The organism is Pseudoalteromonas sp. XMcav1-K, assembly GCF_044005875.1.
Taxonomy (GTDB): domain Bacteria; phylum Pseudomonadota; class Gammaproteobacteria; order Enterobacterales; family Alteromonadaceae; genus Pseudoalteromonas; species Pseudoalteromonas spongiae.
In genome coordinates, this window is record NZ_JBIPJE010000052.1 from 118,624 (window position 1) to 134,691 (window position 16,068).

The 16,068-nt window shown below is 42.5% G+C and carries 14 protein-coding genes; 12 read left to right on the forward strand and 2 right to left on the reverse strand.

Annotated elements, in window-relative coordinates:
• Positions 1-74 precede the first annotated feature (74 nt).
• Positions 75-1,214: a tRNA epoxyqueuosine(34) reductase QueG gene (gene queG / locus ACHSBP_RS21615; protein WP_395390398.1), complete on the reverse strand. Its 1,140-nt coding sequence runs from the start codon at positions 1,212-1,214 to the stop codon at positions 75-77.
• A gap of 17 nt (positions 1,215-1,231) precedes the next feature.
• On the opposite strand from queG, the gene ACHSBP_RS21620 reads away from it, so the two are divergent.
• The 12 genes from ACHSBP_RS21620 to ACHSBP_RS21675 all read left to right on the forward strand — a co-directional run bounded on the left by ACHSBP_RS21620 (position 1,232) and on the right by ACHSBP_RS21675 (position 13,889).
• Complete coding sequence (locus ACHSBP_RS21620; RefSeq protein WP_395390399.1) at positions 1,232-2,710, forward strand: NAD(P)H-hydrate dehydratase; 1,479 nt, start codon at positions 1,232-1,234, stop codon at positions 2,708-2,710.
• Positions 2,711-2,721: 11 nt separating this feature from the next.
• Positions 2,722-3,198 (forward strand): tRNA (adenosine(37)-N6)-threonylcarbamoyltransferase complex ATPase subunit type 1 TsaE, encoded by a 477-nt coding sequence (gene tsaE / locus ACHSBP_RS21625; RefSeq protein WP_395390400.1) that lies wholly within the window; start codon positions 2,722-2,724, stop codon positions 3,196-3,198.
• Entirely contained in the window at positions 3,191-4,537 is a 1,347-nt protein-coding gene (locus ACHSBP_RS21630) for an N-acetylmuramoyl-L-alanine amidase (protein WP_395390401.1), read from the forward strand. Before tsaE ends, ACHSBP_RS21630 begins: the two co-directional genes overlap by 8 nt.
• Before the next feature lie 28 nt (positions 4,538-4,565).
• Positions 4,566-6,377 carry a DNA mismatch repair endonuclease MutL gene (gene mutL / locus ACHSBP_RS21635; RefSeq protein WP_395390402.1) on the forward strand — a complete coding sequence of 604 codons (1,812 nt, stop codon included), beginning with the start codon at positions 4,566-4,568 and terminating at the stop codon, positions 6,375-6,377.
• A gap of 32 nt (positions 6,378-6,409) precedes the next feature.
• Positions 6,410-7,327, forward strand: a complete 918-nt coding sequence (gene miaA, locus ACHSBP_RS21640) for a tRNA (adenosine(37)-N6)-dimethylallyltransferase MiaA (protein ID WP_395390403.1) — start codon at positions 6,410-6,412, stop codon at positions 7,325-7,327.
• Between the two features lie 80 nt (positions 7,328-7,407).
• Positions 7,408-7,662, forward strand: coding sequence for an RNA chaperone Hfq (gene hfq / locus ACHSBP_RS21645; RefSeq protein WP_010561063.1), 255 nt, complete (start codon positions 7,408-7,410; stop codon positions 7,660-7,662).
• An 18-nt stretch (positions 7,663-7,680) separates the two neighbouring features.
• Positions 7,681-8,964 (forward strand): ribosome rescue GTPase HflX, encoded by a 1,284-nt coding sequence (gene hflX / locus ACHSBP_RS21650; RefSeq protein ID WP_010561062.1) that lies wholly within the window; start codon positions 7,681-7,683, stop codon positions 8,962-8,964.
• A 101-nt stretch (positions 8,965-9,065) separates the two neighbouring features.
• On the forward strand, positions 9,066-10,235 hold the full coding sequence (hflK, locus tag ACHSBP_RS21655; protein ID WP_010561061.1) for an FtsH protease activity modulator HflK: 1,170 nt from the start codon (positions 9,066-9,068) through the stop codon (positions 10,233-10,235).
• Positions 10,232-11,107 carry a protease modulator HflC gene (gene hflC, locus ACHSBP_RS21660; protein WP_100912635.1) on the forward strand — a complete coding sequence of 292 codons (876 nt, stop codon included), beginning with the start codon at positions 10,232-10,234 and terminating at the stop codon, positions 11,105-11,107. The genes hflK and hflC overlap by 4 nt, the downstream gene beginning before the upstream one ends.
• A 64-nt stretch (positions 11,108-11,171) precedes the next feature.
• Complete coding sequence (locus ACHSBP_RS21665) at positions 11,172-11,363, forward strand: DUF2065 domain-containing protein (protein WP_395390404.1); 192 nt, start codon at positions 11,172-11,174, stop codon at positions 11,361-11,363.
• Between the two features lie 200 nt (positions 11,364-11,563).
• Positions 11,564-12,880: an adenylosuccinate synthase gene (locus ACHSBP_RS21670; RefSeq protein WP_010561058.1), complete on the forward strand. Its 1,317-nt coding sequence runs from the start codon at positions 11,564-11,566 to the stop codon at positions 12,878-12,880.
• 376 nt (positions 12,881-13,256) lie between these two features.
• Entirely contained in the window at positions 13,257-13,889 is a 633-nt protein-coding gene (locus tag ACHSBP_RS21675) for a tetratricopeptide repeat protein (protein ID WP_010561057.1), read from the forward strand.
• Positions 13,890-13,910: 21 nt separating this feature from the next.
• On the opposite strand, the gene recG is transcribed toward ACHSBP_RS21675, so the two are convergent.
• The gene (recG, locus tag ACHSBP_RS21680) at positions 13,911-16,028 is read right to left on the reverse strand and encodes an ATP-dependent DNA helicase RecG (RefSeq protein ID WP_395390418.1); all 2,118 of its coding nucleotides are present in this window, start codon (positions 16,026-16,028) and stop codon (positions 13,911-13,913) included.
• Positions 16,029-16,068: the final 40 nt, after the last annotated feature.

Sequence of the window (16,068 nt, forward strand, 5' to 3'; positions counted from 1 at the left end):
AGCGCTACAGTTTAAGTAAAGACAAAACATCAGCGGCATATCCGCGATTTGCGTTTGAGGTTACTTACCAAGGGTTAAGCATCTCTTGGTAAGCCTTTCTCAATAATACGAATTAAGCGTTTTGTTTTGTTGTCTCTTTGCGCGGTTTTATTGTGTTGTTGTGCGAGTGCCCAATGAATGTGTTCAAGCAACATTTCAGATGCATCACTCTGCGCGCGCTCTAATGCGTTTATAATATCGTTATTTGCATCTGCATTTCCTAGCGCTACTGCGATATTACGTCGCCAGCGCTCTATACCAATACGGCGAATCGCGCTACCCTCCGTGTTTTTTAGAAAGGTTGCTTCATCCCATGCAAAAAGCGTAAGTAAGTCCTGACTTTTTAACTGCTTACGAATATGAAAGTCATCTTCGGCTGTAAGCTGTCCGTAGCGGTTCCACGGGCACACTAATTGGCAGTCATCGCAACCGTAAATGCGATTGCCTAATAATGAGCGGAATTCTTCAGGAATAGCACCTTGTTTTTCAATTGTTAAGTATGAAATACAGCGTCTTGCATCAACCACATAAGGTTCAACAATTGCGCCAGTAGGGCACGAGGTAATGCATGCCACGCAGCTACCGCATTTGTTTTCTACCGTCTCTTCGTTTATCGGTAGTGGCAAATCCACAAATAATTCGCCTAAGAAAAACCAAGATCCCGCTTCTTGATTCAGTATTAGCGTGTGTTTTCCGGTCCAGCCGAGTCCTGCTTTTTCAGCTAGTTGGCGCTCTAATACGGGGGCTGAATCAACAAAGGGTCTAAATCCTAAGGTAATTTGATGCTGTTCTAGTTCTTGCTCTAACTTTTTGCCGAGTTGCTTTAAGCGATTACGCATTAATTTATGATAATCGCGGCCTAGGGCATAACGGCTTATATATGCGGTTTGTTTGTTTTTTAAATCTTTAGCAAAACTCGCATCTGGTGGTAGGTAATTCATGCGCACAGAAATAACTCGTTGTGTGCCTGGCACAAGTTCAGCGGGGCGTGCACGCTTCATGCCGTGTGCAGCCATATACTCCATTTCGCCATAGTAGCCCGCATCTAACCATCGTTGTAATTGTGCTTCGTGCTGAGATAGGTCAATATCGGTGATACGCACTTGATCAAAACCAAGCTCTTTTGCCCAAAGCTTGATTTTTTCTACCAAATTCGGATAGTTAAGAGTAGACATACCAGTAGGTGAAATAAATGACGCCAGAATTAACCACTAATTTACCACAGTTTGCATATAGCGCCCAACAAGTAAAAGACAATGAGGCGATTGTTGCATCGCAGCAAAACGTTGATATGTACGCGCTGATGCAACAGGCTGCCGCATCGGTTTTTCAGCTGCTGATGTTGAAATATGGTAATTGCGATAAAGTTCAAGTGATTGCTGGTGGTGGTAACAATGGAGGTGATGGCTACTGGGTGGCTAATTATGCTTTGCAGCATGAGCTTGATGTTACGGTATTCAGTGTTAAGGATGTAAATCAGTTAACAGGTGACGCTAAGCGCGCTTACTTAGATTACTTAAAGCGAGGCGGCGAAGTAGTTGATAGCTTAGATACCAGTGCCGACGTATATATTGATGCACTGTTGGGAATTGGTTTTTGCGGTGCGTTAAGTGGTGAATATGCAGATGTTATCAATCATATTAACCAACAGAATAAGCCTATTATTGCGGTAGATTTACCTTCAGGTCTGAATGCGACAACAGGCGAAGTAGCAAAGGCCTGTATCAATGCTAACTATACAGTAAGCTTTATTGCTCTTAAGCAAGGGTTATTAAGCGGTCATGCTAAACAGCATGTTGGCAATTTATATTTCGCAGGACTCGGATTAGCCGATGCTTTTACTGAATATGTCACACCACTCTCTCAGTTAGTAAATTATGACGCGTTAAAAGCATCACTGCCGGTTCGTCATATCAATAGTTATAAACAACAACTTGGCCATGTTTTATTAATTGGTGGCGATAAACCTATGCCGGGGGCTATTCGCATTGCGGCTGAGTCCTGTCTGCGCACAGGTGCTGGGCTTGTCAGTGTAGCGACGCATCCAGAAAATCGCGCCATTGTGGTCCAAGGGCGTTATGAACTGATGGTACACGCCGTCGAGCATGCAACAGAGTTGGAACCACTAATTGAAAAAGCAGATGTGTGTTTGATTGGCCCAGGTCTTGGTCAATCAAATTGGAGCAAGACTGTATGGCAGGCAATCGAGAAGGTCAATAAACCAATTATTATTGATGCGGATGGGCTTAACTTGTTAGCTCAAAAACCAATTAACCTAGCGCAAATGATTATTACCCCTCACAGCGGAGAGGCTTCAAGGTTACTGGGTATCTCAAGCTCTGAAATTGAACTTAATCGTTTTGATTCAGTCTCTAAATTAGCAAAGCAATTTAACGCAATAGCCTTATTAAAAGGTGCGGGCAGCTTAGTTGCTAATAGTCATCAGACGGTAATTAATACGTCGGGCAGCGTTAGTATGGCAAGTGCTGGGATGGGCGATTGTTTATCTGGTATAATCGCTGGCTTTATTGCGCAGGGCATGCCGAGCTTTGAAGCAGTTCAATTGGCTGTTAATATTCACGGCCGCGCAGCGGAAATTGCAGAGCAACAGGGTAAGCGTGGCATGTTAGTCTCAGATCTTTACCCTTTTATTAGAAAACTGGTTGATTAGTGGAGAAGTAAATGAATCAGCAAGATGGGGTTTTTAATTGCTTTTTGGCCGATGAAACTGAAACAGTAGCCATGGGGAGTAAATTGTCTTCATGTATACATGAGGGTGCTGTTATTTTTTTACATGGCGACTTAGGTGCGGGCAAAACGACACTTACACGTGGCGTTGTGCAAGGCTTTGGTCATACCGGTAAAGTAAAAAGCCCAACCTATACCTTGGTTGAGCCCTATGAATTAACTTCACAAAATGTATACCACTTCGACTTATATCGCCTTGCTGATCCTGAAGAATTGGAATTTATGGGCATTCGAGACTACTTCGAAAATAATTCAGTGTGTTTAATTGAATGGCCAGAAAAAGGCGCTGGAATGCTTGCACAGGCAGATCTAGAGATTACAATGGAATATGTCGATAATGCGCGTAGAATAACCATAATGGCGAACAGTCAAAGTGGCAAAACAATAATAAATAAGCTGAAGAATGACTAGCGATTGGTACAATATTAAATCTCTATTTCGAGTAATTACAATTGTCATGATGTTTGTGAGTGTTAACTTATGCGCAGCAAACAAAATTGACAGTGTGCGTGTTTGGCCGTCTCCCGAGAGCACCCGTGTGGTACTCGATATGAAAGAGAAGCCTGAATACAGCTACTTCTTTTTGAAAAATCCATTGCGCTTGGTGGTTGATATAAAATCAACACCGGGCCGCGCAGCAACATTTCCAAAAATTGATAAAAAACATCAATTAATTAAAAAAATTCGCTACAGCACACCAAAGCGAAAATCCGATACGCGTTTAGTATTTGAACTGCTAGCACCTGTTAAACCGGTTATCTTTTCACTCGCACCAACAGGCCCGTATAGCGACCGACTTGTATTTGATTTGTACAGTAAAGAAAAACCGAAAGCACAAACCGTTGTAAAAAGTCGCGATATTAGCAGTGATAGAGACATTGTCGTTGCTGTTGTAGCGGGGCATGGTGGTGAAGATCCAGGCTCTATCGGCCCTTCAGGTACCTATGAAAAAACTATCACGCTGCAAATTGCAAAGCGTTTGGCAGCCAAAATTAATGCAGAAAAAGGTATGTCTGCTGTCTTGCCGCGTACCGGTGACTACTACGTAAAATTAAATACACGCACCGAACGAGCTCGAACCAAAAAAGCTGATTTCTTAATTTCAATTCACGCAGACGCATTTACGTCGCCGCAACCGCGCGGTGGCTCTGTTTGGGTGCTTTCGTTAAGGCGAGCTAATTCAGAAATTGGTAAATGGATAGAAAATCGAGAGCAACATTCCGAATTATTAGGTGGTGCTGCAGATGTATTGAAAGATACTCAGCAAGAGCGCTACTTAGCGCAAGCGCTACTCGATATGTCGATGGATCACTCGATGAAAACTGGCTTTGAAGTTGCTGAAGATGTGATTGCGGAAATGCGAAAAGTGACACGTATGCACAAAAAAGTGCCGCAGGCAGCAAGTTTGGCTGTTTTGAAATCACCTGATATTCCCTCAATTTTAGTTGAGACAGGTTTTATATCAAATCCAGCTGAAGAGCGGTTATTAAAAACCCGAGACCACCAAGAAAAGCTCGCGACGGCAATTTTTAAATCGGTAAAAGGCTATTTTAAAAATAATCCGCCGGAGGATTCTTATTTTGCCAAGTTGAAAAAAGAGCAGCCGCGTTTTCATAAGGTACGTTCAGGTGAGTCCCTAAGTGTGCTTGCGAGTCGTTATGGGGTAACGGTTAGCTCTTTGAAAAAGGCTAATAAGTTGTCGTCGAATACGTTATATATCGGACAAAATTTAGCTATTCCGCGTAGCTAATAGAGCCTCGATTTTAGAACTTGTAATTATGTCTATACAAATATTACCCGCTCGTCTTGCCAACCAAATAGCGGCTGGTGAAGTAGTAGAACGCCCCGCATCAGTGGTTAAAGAGCTGGTGGAAAACAGTTTAGATGCGGGTGCAACGCGCATTCAAATTGATATTGAACGTGGTGGTCACAAACTAATACGTATTCGCGATAATGGCTTTGGTATCGACAAAGACCAGCTCACTTTAGCGTTGTCACGCCATGCAACCAGCAAAATAAAATCACTCGATGACTTAGAGCAAATCGCATCTTTAGGCTTTCGTGGCGAAGCCTTGGCGTCAATAAGCTCAGTATCGCGTTTAACATTGACCTCTAAAACTGAGGCACAAAACGAAGCGTGGCAAGCTTATGCCGAAGGGCGAGATATGGCGGTACAAATTACGCCAGCTTCTCACCCTAATGGCACAACCATTGAAGTCGTTGATTTATTTTTTAACACACCAGCTCGTCGTAAATTTTTACGCACCGAGAAAACTGAATTTCACCATATTGATGAATTGCTGAAGCGCATTGCACTGTCGCGTTTTGATGTGGCAATTACGCTTAAGCATAACGGCAAAACTGTGCGTCAATATCGTGCGCAAATGCAGCAAGAAAATTACGTCAAGCGCGTTGCCCAAGTTGCAGGAAAGGTCTTTGAACAGCAGGCTGTCTATGTCGATTCTGGTGATGAGCGCTTACGCCTGTATGGCTGGGTATTACCCGTTGGCGATAAAACAGAGCCGCAGTACACTTATGTTAATGGTCGAATGATGCGTGATAAGTTAATTTTTCACGCTATTCGTCAAACATTTGAAGAATATGCTTCAGGCTATGATATTCCGGGTTTTGTTATTTACCTTGAAATAGAGCCGCGCCAAGTCGATGTGAATGTACACCCAGCGAAACACGAAGTACGCTTTCATCAAGGGCGTTTAGTACATGATTTTATTGTACAAGCAGTGAGGCAAGCGATTAGTTTTGAACAGCCGCTTGATCTCGCGCCAAGCAATGAGACTAGTGATTATGCACTACAGCAAATACATCAATTTGATGCTGGGCATGAACCCAGCGCGGTGAGTACGCCGCAAGTGCGTGAACAAAGTGCTTCTTTTTCAGCGCCTAGTGGTGGTTCAGGTTACAAAAAGCCGTTAATGCAGCATCATCAAGTACCTGATAGCGTAAAACAGCATTCGGTAAATGCATTCTATCAGGGAGTCGCCGATCAGGTCATTGAATCAGCAGTTCATGACACGCTTAATGATATACCGCGATCAACTAATAGCGCAGAATGCATTGAGTTATTGCCGCTACGCCAAGGAAAAGCACTGCGCAGTGTAAATGGTGAGCCACAGATGATCGATCTTACGCCTGCAATCCTTACCCTCTGGCAAACGCATGTTGAACAACAAGGGCAACTTGAAAGTAAAAGTCTGCTGTTACCTGTACGGATCAATTTATCGTCAGACTTGCTTGATAAAGTGCAAGACAACCTTTCATGGTTAGGAATTCTTGGTTTTGATATTGCCGTCAACTCTCAGTTTTTGTTAGTGAAAAAATTACCTGAGGTTTTATATTCAGTGGATGTTAATCAAATCTTAGATAACTTGTTTGACCATGCATTGCGACAAAATGAAAAAACCGATCTGACGTTTTGGCTGACTTGGCTGAAAAATATTGCCTTAGTTCAGCCTCTGGGCTACACAATTACTAAGCAATTAGTCGAGTTAGTGGTAAAAAAGCCTGAATTAATTGCCAGTTTTAAAACGAAAACTGTTAAAATTGACATAGAAAACAGTCTTTTTGACTAACCGATTAATTTTTAGTTTAGCAAGGAAATACGTTGCAACAATTGCCAGTTATTTGCTTAATGGGACCGACTGCTTCCGGTAAAACCGACTTAGCTATTCAACTTTGTCAGCATTTAAATACCGAAGTAATCAGCGTCGACTCTGCGTTGGTATACAAAGGCATGGATATTGGTTCCGCGAAGCCGAATGCTGAAGAGTTGGCATTAGCACCACATCGACTTATCGATTTAATCGATCCTGCTGGTAGTTATTCTGCAGCTGACTTTCGTCGTGATGCGCTAGATAATATTGCCCAGTTGCATAGCCAAGGCAAAATTCCGCTCTTGGTGGGTGGCACCATGATGTATTTCAAAGCGTTACTTGAAGGCTTGTCACCATTACCAAATGCAGACCAAGCAATTCGTGCTGAACTTGAGCAAGAAGCGCAGGTGAAAGGCTGGCCCGCATTGCATCAAGAACTGACACAGGTCGATCCAGTTGCAGCTGCAAAAATTAATGAAAATGACTCACAGCGTATTAATCGCGCTTTAGAGGTATACCGTTTAACGGGTAAACCAATGAGTGAGCTACAAAAGGTTAAGTCAGAACCGTTACCTTTTGATGTTTTACAGTTTGCGATTGCACCGAGCGATCGCGCTGTGTTACACCAACGTATTGAAAAAAGATTTAAAATAATGCTCGATATGGGGTTTGAAAAAGAAGTTCTGGCCTTATATACAAGAAAGGACTTACATCCAGACCTACCGTCTATTCGCTGTGTAGGTTATCGTCAAATGTGGGATTATCTCGCGGGCGAGGATGATTATGATGAAATGGTTTTTAAGGGCATAGCTGCTACGCGTCAGCTTGCTAAACGTCAGTTGACTTGGTTACGTGGCTGGCAAAATATTACTTGGCTAGAATCAGGCGATGAAGAAAACTTGCAACGCGTGTTAAGTTCGCTAAGCTAGTAAAGTGGTGCAGTAAAAATAATTGAATTCGTTAGAGTTATCGAATTTTATAAGAACACCTAGAACTAAGGAAAATAACAATGGCAAAAGGCCAATCATTACAAGACCCATTTTTGAACGCGTTACGCCGTGAACGTATTCCTGTAGCAATTTATTTAGTTAACGGCATCAAGCTACAAGGCAAAATTCAGTCATTTGACCAATTTGTAATTTTACTAGAAAACACTGTAAACCAAATGGTTTACAAACACGCTATTTCAACTGTTGTACCTGCGCGAGCTGTTAATTTCCAAGCAACTCAGGGCGGTGCAGAAGACGAGAGCGGTAACTACTAATTAATAGGAGTTTAATGCTTGTTTGACCGTTATGAAGCCGGTGAACAGGCAGTCTTAGTTCATATCGAATTTCCAAATGAAGGCGATCGTGAAGATTTGCAAGAATTGGAAATGCTCGTTTCTTCAGCTGGTGTAAATGCATTGACGATTGTGCAAGGCAGTCGTCAATCACCGCATGCCAAATACTTCGTAGGAAGCGGTAAAGCTGAGGAAATTGCTGAGATTGTCAAAATCCATGATGCAGATGTAATCATCTTTAATCACGAATTATCCCCCTCACAAGAACGTAACTTAGAGGCGATATGTAAATGTCGCGTGCTTGATAGAACGAGTTTGATTCTTGATATCTTTGCGCAAAGAGCGCGTACTCATGAAGGTAAGCTACAAGTAGAACTTGCACAATTACGCCATATTTCTACACGATTGATTCGAGGTTGGACTCACCTTGAAAGGCAAAAAGGGGGCATAGGTTTACGAGGTCCGGGTGAAACCCAGCTTGAAACCGACCGCCGTTTAATTCGTGGCAAAATTAAAAATATTTTAAAGCGCTTAGAAAAAGTAGCTAAACAACGTGAACAAGGGCGTCGCGCACGAAACCGAAATGAAATTCCAACCGTATCATTAGTTGGCTATACCAATGCGGGTAAATCAACCTTGTTTAATCGCATCACCGACAGTGATGTATATGCGGCGGATCAGCTGTTTGCGACGCTTGACCCAACACTTCGTAAAATTGAGGTGCCAGATTTGGGACCAACAATTCTTGCTGATACTGTTGGTTTTATTAGGCATTTACCGCATGACTTAGTCGCTGCGTTTAAATCAACGTTAGCTGAGACCCGTGAAGCGGATTTACAACTTCACGTGATTGATGTCGCAGATGCAAGGCGTCAAGAAAATATCGAGCAAGTACAAGATGTACTGAGAGAAATTGATGCCGATGAAGTACCGCAGTTATTGGTTTACAACAAAATCGATTTAGTGGAAGAGGTGTCTCCACGTATTGATCGCAATGATGAAGGTAGACCTATTCGCGTTTGGTTATCGGCACAAACTGGGGTAGGTTGTGAACTATTGCTTGAAGCGATTGGCGAATGCTTAGCGGAACAAATGTTCCATGAAAATATGCGCATTCCGCCGCAATTAGGTCGCTTACAAGGTGCGCTTTATCGATTAAATGCGGTGCAAGCTGAAAACTTTGATGAGCTGGGTAATTGGCTATTAAATGTCAGGTTACCTATGTCAGACTGGCAGCGCTTGAAAAAAGAGTTCGGTGAGCAAATACAAGAATTAGTGGTTTAACTTTTCAAAAATATTTGTTTACCGTAAAAATTAGAAAATCCCCTAAGGTTTTGGTAAATTTACCAAAGTTTAATTTTAATTATTAATATTGGAGTGACGCTATGGCCTGGAACGAGCCGGGTAACAATGGCAACGACAAAGACCCATGGAATAACAAGGGCGGTCGAGATCAGGGTCCACCTGATTTAGATGAAGTGTTCCGCAAATACGGCGACCGCTTTGGTGGCTTATTTGGCGGCAAAAAAGGATCAAGCAACGGCGGTTTAAGTGGCCCTGCACTGGTATTTGTTTTAATTATCGCTATTACTGTTTGGGCTATTAGTGGTTTTTACACGGTGAAAGAAGCAGAGCGTGGTGTTGTATTACGCTTCGGTCAGTTCCATGAAGTTGCTATGCCAGGTCTTCGTTGGAAAATGACGTTTGTAGATCGTGTCATCCCTGTAGATATTGAAGCAGTGCGTTCACTTTCTGCATCAGGCTTTATGCTTACTGAAGATGAGAACGTGGTAAGTGTTGAGTTCGTGGTTCAGTACCGCGTTACCGATGCATATCTATACCGCTTTAGCGTAACGGATGCAGATCACAGCTTACAGCAAGCGCTTGATAGTGCACTGCGTTATGTTGTTGGTCATGCAAAAATGGATGATGTGTTAACGAAAGGCCGTGAGCAGGTGCGTCAAGACACTTGGCAGGAACTTGAGAAAATTATCACGCCATATAACTTAGGTATCGTACTGACAGACGTTAACTTTAAAGATGCGCGTCCACCGGCAGAAGTTAAAGATGCGTTTGATGATGCAATTGCTGCACAAGAAGATGAAGAGCGTTTTATTCGTGAAGCTGAAGCATATCAACGTGAGATTGAACCAACTGCACGTGGTCGTGTAACACGTATGACGCAAGAAGCAGAAGCGTATAAAGAGCGTGTAACGCTTGAAGCGCAAGGTGAAATCGCACGTTTTGAGCGTCTATTACCAGAATACCAAGCTGCTAAAGAAGTAACGCGTCAGCGTCTTTATATTGATGCGATGGAAGAAGTATTAGGTAACACATCAAAGGTAATTGTTGATGTAGAAGGTGGTAATAATATGATGTATTTACCGCTCGATAAAATTATTCAGCAATCGAAAGAAAACGCAATGCCTGCTCGTCAACGCAATGATGTTGATAACTTAAGACAGCAACTAGGTACAACGAAAAACAGTCAGCTAAATTCTGCGAATGACCGCTACTCTAGCGACCGTTATAACTCTGGGAGATACAATCAATGAAAAACTTTGGTTTAGTTATTGTTGTTATTCTAGCGATGCTTAGTTTTTCTGGTCTGTTTGTGGTGCCAGAAGGTCAAAAGGCAATTGTATTAGAGTTTAGTAAAGTTAAGAAAGATAGCGAAGATAACCCGGTTGTGTATGAGCCAGGTCTGCAATTTAAAATGCCGTTTATCTCTCAAGTACGTAAGCTAGATTCGCGTATTCAAACACTGGACGGTTCACCAGATCGCTTTGTAACAAGCGAAAAGAAAGACTTAATTGTTGATTCGTATGTTAAATGGCGTGTCAAAGACTTCAGTAAGTTTTACCTGCGTGCACGTGGTGATAAGCAATATGCTGAAACACTACTTAAGCAAAAGGTGAACAATGGTTTAAGAACTAACTTTGGTTCGCGCACAATTCGCGAGATTGTGTCAGGTGAGCGTAGCGCACTAATGGAAGAGGCACTATCGCAAGCTTCTGAAAGTGCTGCTGAGTTAGGTATTGAAGTACTTGACGTGCGTGTGAAGAAAATTAATTTACCGACAGAAGTAAGTAACTCAATTTTCCAACGTATGCGCGCTGAGCGTTCTGCTGTAGCGAAAGAACACCGTTCTGAAGGTATGGAGAAGGCTGAGGAAATTCGCGCTGACGTAGACCGTCGTGTAACGGTTATGCTTGCTGATGCGGAGCGTAATGCACGAAGTGTACGCGGTGAAGGTGATGCGTTAGCAGCAAAAATTTATGCTGATGCGTACAATAAAGACGCAGAATTCTATAGCTTCTTACGCAGCCTAGATGCTTACAAAGCAACCTTTAAAAACAAAGAAGACGTTATGGTGCTTAGCCCTGATAGTGACTTCTTTAAGTATATGAAGCAAACCGGTAAGTAACTTACCCAGTTGCAATATAATATTAAAAGCCCTGCACTTGCAGGGCTTTTTTATGGAGAAAATAATGAGCTTTGATGTATTGCTATTGGCGTTTGCTTTGTTGTTAATTTTTGAAGGGCTTGGGCCTGCTTTATTTCCAGCGAAATGGCGCGAGTATTTACGCGAAATAGCGCAATTAGCTGATCCGCAATTGCGGGTGATAGGTGTTGCTTTAATCTCGATTGGTTGGCTGCTTTTTATGTGGTTAAAACCATAAAATAAAAAACAACCAAGAGATAAAATAAAAATTAAATTTATTAGTAAATTATCTAAAAACAACAGTGCTTAATGAGCTTGTATATACCAATTTAATTGAAGTTATTTAGATAAAATGATGAAAAAAGCTGCTAAACGGGGTGATCTTTGCCCCTATTTTTTGATAGAATCTGCGCCTAATTTTCTTTAAGTGAAGTTACAATGGGTAAAAACGTCGTTGTATTAGGCACCCAATGGGGTGACGAAGGTAAAGGTAAGGTTGTTGACCTACTAACAGATAAAGCGTCTTTAGTTGTACGTTATCAAGGTGGTCACAACGCAGGTCACACACTCGTTATTAACGGTGAGAAAACAGTTCTTCACCTTATCCCATCAGGTGTTCTACGTGACAATGTTAAATGTGTGATCGGTAACGGTGTAGTATTAGCACCAGATGCACTTATGCGCGAAATCGGCATGCTTGAAGAGCGTGGTGTTCCGGTTAGAGAGCGTTTATTAATTTCTGAAGCATGTCCACTAATCCTACCGTACCACGTAGCATTAGACATGGCTCGTGAAGAAGCACGTGGCGCTAAAGCTATCGGTACTACAGGTCGTGGTATTGGTCCAGCTTACGAAGATAAAGTGGCGCGTCGTGGCTTACGTGTTGGCGATTTATTTAACCCAGAGTTATTCGCTGAAAAACTAAAAGAAGTACTTGAGTATCATAACTTTACACTAGTTAATTACTACAAAGTTGATCCAGTTGATTACCAAGAAACATTAGATGCAGCAATGGCTGTTGCTGACATTCTTAAGTCTATGGTTGTTGACGTTACTGAGTTACTTGACCAAGCACGTACTAATGGCGAGCACATCTTATTTGAAGGTGCGCAAGGTACGCTACTTGATATCGACCACGGCACATACCCATACGTTACGTCTTCAAATACAACGGCTGGCGGTGTTGCTACGGGTGCTGGTTTTGGTCCATTGAACCTAGATTACGTATTAGGTATCGTGAAAGCATATACAACACGTGTTGGTTCAGGTCCTTTCCCAACGGAACTTTATGACGGTCTAGATAAGCAAGACCCTGTTGGCAAACACTTAGGTGACAAAGGTCACGAGTTTGGCGCTACAACGGGTCGTTTACGTCGTACAGGTTGGTTCGATGCTGTTGCAATGCGTCGTGCGGTACAAATTAACTCTATTACAGGCTTCTGTTTAACTAAACTAGACGTATTAGACGGTTTAGAAACAATCAAAATCTGTACTGGTTACCAGCTTGAAGATGGCACAGTTACAAACGTAACACCACTTGCTGCTGAAGGTTACGAGAAAGTAACACCAGTATACGAAGAGATGCCAGGTTGGAGCGAAAATACGTTCGGTGTAACAACTTACGAAGGCTTACCGCAAGCAGCACGTAACTACATCAAGCGTTTAGAAGAAATCACTGGTGTACCAATCGATATCATTTCGACTGGCCCAGATCGTGTAGAAACAATGATTGTACGTAACCCATTTGGTGAGTAAATTTAGTTTCTAGAAAAAAGCTGCAGTTTGCAGCTTTTTTTATGCCTAAAATTCAAAGGTTGGTATATATTTTGTATCAATTATTTTAAATTGGTATGAGCCCCAGTTCTGTTAAGTATGTGATCAGGGATAGCGATGGATAAATGAAATGGTAACAAGGCGGAATTTTTTATGTAGTTGTTCTACATTGATAAATTCAAACGCAGTTAGCATGATATTTAGCCCGCTAGGATGATCAGCTATTTAAGTGAATTGGTATTAAATATTTGAACACGTTTATCGCACTAATTATAAGTGTAGTGCGGTAGTTAGCTCACTGAATGATTAACTAGTTAAGTGGATTGACTTAATTGGCCTCGAATATCTGAGAATTATTATGCGTTTATTTATGCGAACATTGTGTCAAACCTTTGCTGCTACAGGGCTACTTTTTAGCTCTGCAAATGTGCTTGCCGAAAACCCTGAACTTCAAGCAGTGCAAATCTACAGCCAAGATGAACTCATTAAACTCATAAATAAAAATGAACATTTAACACGAGTAAAGCTCGATGATTGCCAACTTGTGCAGGATATCGAAGCGCGTGCAAGTAAAATGAAAGTCCCTGCATACCAGTTTTTATATGGCGATATGTTGGCATACGCAGTATGTGTAGAACGTGATGTTGATCTTGGTGTGTATTACATGCGTGAAGCGGCAGATCAGGGTTTAGCGGCGGCACTAGAGCAACTTGGTCGCTATTACCATGTAGGTCAATTAGTGCAGCGCGATATTAATAAGGCCATTATTTATCTACGTGAGGCCGCATCGCTTGGTAATTTAAATGCACAAATTAGGCTTGTTGATCTGTTTAACGCGGGGCTTGGTAGCCCTCGTGATTTTGAAGATGCATATCGCTGGCTTAATGGCGCTTTAATTTACGATAAAAAGCGTCATCAAGAAGTCGCGAAAAAGCTCGCATTGCTCGCTGAAAAAATGCCACCGAGCGCCTTAGCTCGCGCCAAAAAATAAAAATGTCATTTAACTTAACGATTATGCCTGTGCGAACTGCTCTTTATCGGGTAGCCAACGGGCAATAATTTGCTCAGCAAGGTCGCTATATTCAGTTAAAAAGCGTTTAGCGACGGGCCTAACTTGTTCTACTAGTGCTTTGTCTCGCACAAGATCAGCAATTCTAAATTCCGCAAGTCCCGTCTGCTTTGTACCAAGCACTTCGCCGGGTCCACGTATCTCCAAATCTCGTTCTGCAATAACAAAGCCGTCATTGCTATCGCGCAGCACTCCTAAGCGTTTCTGACCTGTGTTAGATAGTGGAGGGTGATATAGCAGTACGCAATGCGATGCAACTGAGCCACGGCCAACACGGCCGCGTAACTGGTGTAATTGGGCAAGCCCTAAACGTTCTGGGTTTTCAATAATAATTAAGCTAGCGTTAGGTACATCTACCCCAACTTCTATTACGGTTGTAGCAACCAGTACGTCTATTTTGCCCGCTTTAAACTCCGACATGATGAACTGCTTTTCACTTGGTTTCATGCGGCCGTGTACCAATTCGATAGCAACATCGGGTAGTGCTTTAGCTAATTCTTTTGCGCTATCCTCCGCAGCTTGACATTGCAATGCCTCAGATTCTTCTATTAGCGTACACACCCAATAAACCTGACGCTTGTCTTGTAGCACCGACTGCTGTACACGGTTAATAATGTCTTGGCGGCGGGTATCTGGTATAGCGACCGTTGTAATAGGTGTTCTGCCCGGTGGTAACTCGTCAATAATCGATGTTTCTAAATCTGCATAGGCGGTCATTGCTAAGGTGCGTGGAATAGGTGTAGCGGTCATAACTAACTGGTGTGGATAGCAATTGCCATTACGGCCTTTTTCACGTAATTCTAAACGTTGGTGTACGCCAAAGCGGTGTTGTTCATCAATAATAATCAGTGCGAGATTATTAAAGTTCACTTGTTCTTGGAATAACGCATGGGTGCCGACAATCATTTGTGCTTCGCCGGAGGCTATTTGCTCAAGTGCTACAGTGCGTTCTTTGCCTTTAGTTTTACCCGCTAACCACGCAATTTTAACCCCTAATGGCTCAAACCAAGTTCGAAAAGCATTAGCGTGCTGCTCGGCTAAAATCTCGGTAGGTGCCATTAGGGCAACTTGATAACCTTGGCTAATTGCCGTAAGTGCTGACATTGCCGCGACTAACGTTTTGCCCGAACCAACATCGCCTTGTACTAATCGCATCATGGGGTAGGGCTGAGTTAGATCGTGTTTAATTTCTGCCACTACACGCTGTTGCGCATTAGTTGGTGTGAAAGGTAGCAGGGCAAGTAGCTGTGGCTCAAGAGAATTAGTTGGTGGCAAGGTTACCGCCTGATGCACTTGCCCTTTGGCACGCAGTTTTAAAAGACTTAAATTTTGTGCCAGTATTTCTTCAAATGCGAGTCGTTGCTGAGCAGGGTGAAGCCCTTGCTCAAGTAATAGTGTGCTTTCCTCAGGACTTGGTTTGTGAAGCGTTAGTAGGGCTTTTTTTAAACTGTACCCTTGTGGTTGATACTGAGCTGGCAAGAGTTCTTGAATATCATAGCGCTCTAGTAAAGCTACGGCTTGGCTACTTAGTTTGCGTAACGAAAGCTGTTTTAAGCCTTCAGTCGTTGGGTAAACGGGCGTAAGTGATTCTTCAACTTGGCTTGTCGCATGCTCATCGATGATTTTATACTCGGGATGAGCCATTTCATAGCCGTTCCTACCACGGCGAATTTCTCCAAAACAGCGTATTTTACTGCCCGCAGTTAAATTATTTTTTTGCGCAGCGGTAAAAGTGAAAAAGCGTAAGGTTAGCCTGCCTGTACCATCGTTAACTTGGCAATTAAGCATGCGGCGTTTACCAAAGCTGATATTGGTATTTTCGATAGTTGCTTCAATGCTGACATGATAGTGCGCTTGCAGCTCGCAAATAGGGTAAATGCGAGTACGATCTTCATAGCGCAGTGGTAAATGAAAGAGTAAGTCTTGTACGGTAAAAATGTGCAGCTTTGCTAAACGCTCTGCAATTTTAGGCCCAGCACCTTTCAGTTCAGTGATGGGATATGAGGCAAGACCAATTGCCATAGCTGTCCTTTCGTTTTTACCGTCCTTGGTTTTTAACAGGTTAAGTTTAAAGTTGCAATAGATAACTGTAAAAATAACC

Excerpts from the sequence above, each read along its gene's own strand:
- queG (WP_395390398.1), bottom strand. The coding sequence starts at position 1,214 with ATGTCTACTCTTAACTATCCGAATTTGGTAGAAAAAATCAAGCTTTGG.
- ACHSBP_RS21620 (WP_395390399.1), top strand. The coding sequence starts at position 1,232 with ATGACGCCAGAATTAACCACTAATTTACCACAGTTTGCATATAGCGCC.
- tsaE (WP_395390400.1), top strand. The coding sequence starts at position 2,722 with ATGAATCAGCAAGATGGGGTTTTTAATTGCTTTTTGGCCGATGAAACT.
- ACHSBP_RS21630 (WP_395390401.1), top strand. The coding sequence starts at position 3,191 with ATGACTAGCGATTGGTACAATATTAAATCTCTATTTCGAGTAATTACA.
- mutL (WP_395390402.1), top strand. The coding sequence starts at position 4,566 with ATGTCTATACAAATATTACCCGCTCGTCTTGCCAACCAAATAGCGGCT.
- hfq (WP_010561063.1), top strand. The coding sequence starts at position 7,408 with ATGGCAAAAGGCCAATCATTACAAGACCCATTTTTGAACGCGTTACGC.
- hflK (WP_010561061.1), top strand. The coding sequence starts at position 9,066 with ATGGCCTGGAACGAGCCGGGTAACAATGGCAACGACAAAGACCCATGG.
- hflC (WP_100912635.1), top strand. The coding sequence starts at position 10,232 with ATGAAAAACTTTGGTTTAGTTATTGTTGTTATTCTAGCGATGCTTAGT.
- ACHSBP_RS21665 (WP_395390404.1), top strand. The coding sequence starts at position 11,172 with ATGAGCTTTGATGTATTGCTATTGGCGTTTGCTTTGTTGTTAATTTTT.
- ACHSBP_RS21670 (WP_010561058.1), top strand. The coding sequence starts at position 11,564 with ATGGGTAAAAACGTCGTTGTATTAGGCACCCAATGGGGTGACGAAGGT.
- ACHSBP_RS21675 (WP_010561057.1), top strand. The coding sequence starts at position 13,257 with ATGCGTTTATTTATGCGAACATTGTGTCAAACCTTTGCTGCTACAGGG.